Below are 5143 nucleotides of genomic sequence, written 5' to 3'. Positions count from 1 at the left end.
GCGTGAGGCTAGTAGCCGCCGCGGGCACACCCCCAATCACCGGAACCAGGCTGGCAACGCAGACCGGCGCCAGTGCACAGAAAAAGGCCAGCTCCCCACAATGGAGAGCTGGCCCGTACGGTCAACGCCGTTATAGTACGACGTTGCCGCTGAATTGACTGTTGTATAGGTCGGCGTAGAAACCATTCTTCGCCATTAAGGCGTCATGGTTACCCGTCTCGACGATGGAGCCGTGGTTCATCACGATGATATTGTCGGCATCGCGAATCGTCGACAACCGGTGTGCCACCACAAAGCTGGTCCGGTTCTTCAGCAAACGCTCCATGGCGTGCTGAATGTGCATCTCAGTCCGCGTATCCACGGAACTAGTGGCCTCATCCAAAATCAGGATTTCCGGATCCGCCACGAACGCCCGGGCAATCGTCAGTAACTGCCGCTGCCCCTGACTCAAGTTCGACGCCTCTTCGTTCAGCACCGTCTTGTAACCGTCAGGTAGCTGGCGTACAAACGAGTCCACGTGGGCCGCTTTGGCCGCGTTCAGAATCTGCTCGTCGGTCGCGTCCTCACGCCCGTACTTCAGGTTGTCCCAAATCGTCCCGGTGAAGAGCCACGTATCCTGGAGCACCATTGCAAAGTGGCTACGTAATTCTTCACGGGTCATATCCCGTGTGTCTTTGCCCCACAGACGGATAGAGCCACCCGTAACGTCGTAGAACCGCTCCAGCATGTTGATCACGGTCGTCTTCCCGGCACCGGTCGGCCCCACAATCGCGACCATCTGTCCGGACTGCACGTCCAGGTTGTAGTCGTCCATCAGCGTTTCGGCCCCAGGATAACCAAACTTCACGTGGTCCAACTTGATAATTTCGTCGGTCTTGGCCTCCGCTGGCAAGCCGGACGGTTCGTTCTTCATTTCGGGTTCGTCCAACACTTCAAAGATACGTTCGGCTGACGCGATGGTCGACTGAATCGTGTTCGAGAGGTTGGCCAACTGCGATATCGGCTGTGCAAACTGCTGGGTGTACTGCAGAAAGGCCTGCACGTTACCCAAAGTTACGGTCCCGTTAGCAACCTGCACACCACCAACGACGGCAACAAAGACGTAACCGATGTTGTTCATGAAGGTCATCAGCGGCATCATGATCCCGGACACGAACTGCGCCTTCCAGGCAGCCTGGTAGTACCGCTCGTTTTCTTCCTCAAACTGCTTCACCATGACTTCTTCACGGTTGAAACTCTTGACGATCACTTGGCCGCCATAAGTTTCTTCAACCTGGTTGTTAATTAATCCCAGTGACTTCTGCTGGGCGGCAAAGAAGCGTTGGGACTTCGGTGCCACAATCCCGATGGCCGCAATGGACAACGGAATTGTAATTAGCGCAATCAGCGTTAACTGCCAGGAAATGGTCAGCATCATCCACAACGTCCCGATGAACGTCATGGTTGACGTCACCATCTGGGTCAAACTTTGCTGCAGAGTGCTGGCGATGTTGTCCATATCGTTAACGGCACGGGACATAATGTCACCATTGTTGTTCGCGTCGTAGTAGTGGACTGGCACCTTCTTCATCTTAAGCTTGAAGTCGCGACGGAGATCGTAAACCGTCCGCTGGCTAACCCGCGTCATGATGAACTGCTGCAAGAAACTAAAGAGCGCGCTGGCCAGGTACATGATAATGACCGTGGCCACGATGGTTTGAATCTTATCCCAGTTAATGGGGTACGTACTAATGTGGATACCGGCCTTTTGTTCCGACTGGCCCTTCATCACACCTTTGAAAATCTCGGTGGTAGCCTTACCCAAAATCTTTGGCGTCCGAATTTGGAAGTACACGGAAGCGATGGCCATGATGAGCACAAAGATGACTGCGGCCAGCCGACTCTTCATGTAGCCGAGCAAACGGGCGGTCGTCCGCCAAAAGTTCTTCGGCTTCTCGACGACGCCAGGGCCGGACATGGGGCCATGACCGCGGCTAGGGGTACTACTTGGTTTTGTTTCAGCCATTACGCTTTATCCCCTTCCCGAATCTGTGAGCTAACAATTTCTTGGTAAGTTTCGTTGTTGGCCTTCAACTCATCGTGCGTACCGATACCGACAACCTTACCTTCATCCAATACCACAATCTGGTCGGCGTCAGCCACCGTGGAAACACGCTGACCCACAATCACAACGACCTTGGAGCTAATCGCCGGGTCGTCCTTAAGGGCCTGACGCAGGTTGGCATCAGTCTTGAAGTCCAGTGCGGAGAACGAGTCGTCAAAGACGTAGATGGACGCTGGCTTCACCAGTGCACGGGCAATTGCCAAACGTTGGCGCTGACCACCAGAGAAGTTGGCCCCACCCTGTTCGACCATGTAGTCCAGGCCTTCTGGTTCTTCCTCAATGAAGTCACGCGACTGCGCGATCTCCAGTGCGTGCCAAATCTCATCATCGGTGGCATCGGCGTTACCCCAGCGCATGTTTTCGCGGACCGTACCGGCAAATAGCACGGCTTTCTGCGGGACAAAGGCAACCTCTTTGTGCAATGCCTTCAAGTCGGCGTCCTTCACGTCAATGCCGTTAACGCGCACGGAACCCTTCTCGGCGTCGTAGAACCGCGGAATCAGGTTAACCAGCGTAGTTTTACCCGAACCGGTCCCACCAATAATGGCGAGCGTTTGGCCGGCGTGCATATCAAAGTTGGCCCCAACTAGCGCTGGCTGCTCGGCGTGGCGGTAACGGAACTCAACGTCGTCAAACTGTAGTTCTGGCGTAGTGCCGTCGAAGTTCTGCGCGTCAGCTTTGGATTCAATCGGCGAATCCTGGTTCATCACCTCGTTAATCCGGACCGCAGAGGCCTGGGCACGGGGTACGAACACGAAAATCATCGCCAACATCATGAAGCTCATCAGAATCTGCATCGCGTAAGTCATGAAGGCAATCATGTTACCAGTATTCGTGGCCTGGGCGGCGATCAGGTGACCACCCCACCAAACGATACCGACGTTAGTACCACTAATAACCAGGGTCATCACGGGCACCATCAGCGCCATAATGGAGAAGACCTTCACGGCGTTGTTGGTGTAATCCTTGTTCACGCCCTCAAAGCGGTCCTGTTCAAACTGGTCCTGCCGGAACGCACGGATAACACGCACACCGGTCAGACCTTCACGGAAGACCAGGTTGATGTTATCGGTTTTTTGTTGCATTTTACGGAACAACGGCACCGCAAAGTACATAATCAAGCCGATGAACACGATCATAATCGGAATCACAATCAGGAAAATCTGCGTTAACGTGTGGTCCTTCTGGTAGGCCAGGAAGCTGGCCCCAATCAGCATGATTGGCGCCATGATCATCATCCGCAAGAACATGATGGCCACGTTCTGAATCTGCACCACGTCGTTCGTGGTCCGCGTAATCAGGGAACTTGTCCCCACGGTGTCCATTTCGTCGTGGGAGTAGTTAATTACTTTGCGGTAAATGTCCTTCCGAATGTTGGCACCGAGACGCTGGGATGCGCGGGCGGCCAGGAAGACGTTCATCACGGCAGCGAGAACGCTAATCAACGCGAAGATGGCCATCTCGCCACCTTTACGCCAAATGTAGTTAATATCCCCAGTTTCGACGCCGTTATTCACGATGTCTGACGTTAAGTTGGGGAGGTACAGGTTGCTGACAACCTGGATGGCCATAAACAGCACTGCACCAATAACGGCCCAGTACGATATGCGGCCTTTTGCTAATTTAAGCATGCGTATCCTCCTTCAGTAACACACCGTTTTGTAACCAGTCGAGTAGCCACGCCATCCGCTTTTTCACGTCGGCGACGGTGTCCGGCTGCTCGCCGTCAAGATGATTGTAATGGTAACCCAGTGACTGAGCGAAGCCGCCCATCACGGTGCGGAACAACAATTGCTTCTGCGGGGTGGTGTTAATCTTGAGCCCCGCAAAGTCGATGTGCTCCTCCAAATAATGCTTAGCGTCTGTTGGGCGATGTACCGCCTCACCAAACGCCGAATGGCTGGCCGACTTGAAGCTCATGTTGGCAAAGACGTTGCTGTAAAACTGCGCGTCATCACTTTGCAACAGCCGGTCAATCGTCACGTCGAAAAATTCCGTGACCGCTGCAAAAAAGTCACCTTGATGCGCCTCAATAATTTCCTTAAATGAGTCCGCAAACCGTTGTCCATCCGTCTCTAATAAGTAGAAAAAGATATCCTGTTTGTCCTCAAAATACTGGTAAAAGCTGCCCCGAGGGACACCAGCAAGTTCGATAATGTTAGAGATCGACGCCTTGGCAAAGACCGCACGGCTAAACTCCACCTTGGCCGCCGCCATCATGCGTTCCTGCTTGGCTGCGGGTAACCGTAAAAATGTTGGTTTCGGCATGAGGCCGCCCCCTTTCGTCAAAATAATGTGACGCTATGTCATGTGACAACTTGTCAGTATACACCCTTCCATGACGAAATCAAACGGTTTTGACCAATTTACTGAAACAAAAACCAGTTGGGGAACGAACCGCGTCAAAACAGGATAATTATGCCATAAAAAAACGCTTGTCACAAATACACAAGCGGTTTTTGGTGTTTCTGCCGGCAGCGTCGGTCGAACCGGTGAACTGCGGCTTTCGTGGGGTACTCCGCGGTAACCACAGCTAGGGCGAAGGCTCCAACCCGCCAAACTCGGGCGTGTTTTCGCCGCGATTCCAAGCCCGTCCGGAAAACCACCGGCCGGTCTAGGAATTCGTCGCGCAGTACGTCGCCTCCGGCTCCTACTGCGGTACCCCCTGGCAGTGGTTACCACTCCGACCCCACACGCCTCCGCTCACCGGTTCGGCCGACGCGGCCTACCACGAAGTCCACCCGTGGTTTCCCGATAATTCGTGGTATCTAATCTCACGGCCTGAATCTCCACCCATATTTTTATTCAACCGTACTAGTTACCTGTAGTGTCTTCATTATTCTGGTGGGTACGCGATGAATTTCCCTCTAGGCACGTTCTGCTGTCCGGGTTTTGGCGTATAACCTGCCACGTAAGCATACCGTGACTGTCCACTGCTACCGAACTGGGGCAATGCTGACGGTTGAGGTCGTGCAAGTCATTCGTAAGTCCATTCGCAAGTGTGGTTCTGGCCGGTGTGGGTGTAGTGGGGTGCGGAGA

3 protein-coding genes are annotated in these 5143 nt (G+C 53.7%); all 3 read right to left on the bottom strand.

Translation table 11 applies throughout. From position 1 onward, the window contains the following. Positions 1-130: 130 nt before the first annotated feature. Genes LPA02S_RS10615 through LPA02S_RS10605 form a run of 3 tightly spaced genes read right to left on the bottom strand, consistent with a single transcriptional unit; the run spans position 131 to position 4372 of the window. Positions 131-2005 carry an ABC transporter ATP-binding protein gene (locus tag LPA02S_RS10615; protein ID WP_056956846.1) on the bottom strand — a complete coding sequence of 625 codons (1875 nt, stop codon included), beginning with the start codon at positions 2003-2005 and terminating at the stop codon, positions 131-133. Further along, positions 2005-3735 (bottom strand): ABC transporter ATP-binding protein, encoded by a 1731-nt coding sequence (locus LPA02S_RS10610; RefSeq protein ID WP_056956847.1) that lies wholly within the window; start codon positions 3733-3735, stop codon positions 2005-2007. Before LPA02S_RS10610 ends, LPA02S_RS10615 begins: the two co-directional genes overlap by 1 nt. Beyond that, positions 3728-4372 (bottom strand): TetR/AcrR family transcriptional regulator, encoded by a 645-nt coding sequence (locus LPA02S_RS10605; protein WP_056956848.1) that lies wholly within the window; start codon positions 4370-4372, stop codon positions 3728-3730. The genes LPA02S_RS10610 and LPA02S_RS10605 overlap by 8 nt, the downstream gene beginning before the upstream one ends. Positions 4373-5143: the final 771 nt, after the last annotated feature.

It is taken from the genome of Lacticaseibacillus pantheris DSM 15945 = JCM 12539 = NBRC 106106 (genome assembly GCF_001591865.1).
Taxonomy (GTDB): Bacteria; Bacillota; Bacilli; order Lactobacillales; family Lactobacillaceae; genus Lacticaseibacillus; species Lacticaseibacillus pantheris.
Note: the sequence above shows the minus strand (reverse complement) of the source record. Positions and strands in the feature narration are given on the sequence as shown.

Coding starts and splice junctions, on each gene's coding strand:
- LPA02S_RS10615 (WP_056956846.1), bottom strand. CDS start 2,005: ATGGCTGAAACAAAACCAAGTAGTACCCCTAGCCGCGGTCATGGCCCC.
- LPA02S_RS10610 (WP_056956847.1), bottom strand. CDS start 3,735: ATGCTTAAATTAGCAAAAGGCCGCATATCGTACTGGGCCGTTATTGGT.
- LPA02S_RS10605 (WP_056956848.1), bottom strand. CDS start 4,372: ATGCCGAAACCAACATTTTTACGGTTACCCGCAGCCAAGCAGGAACGC.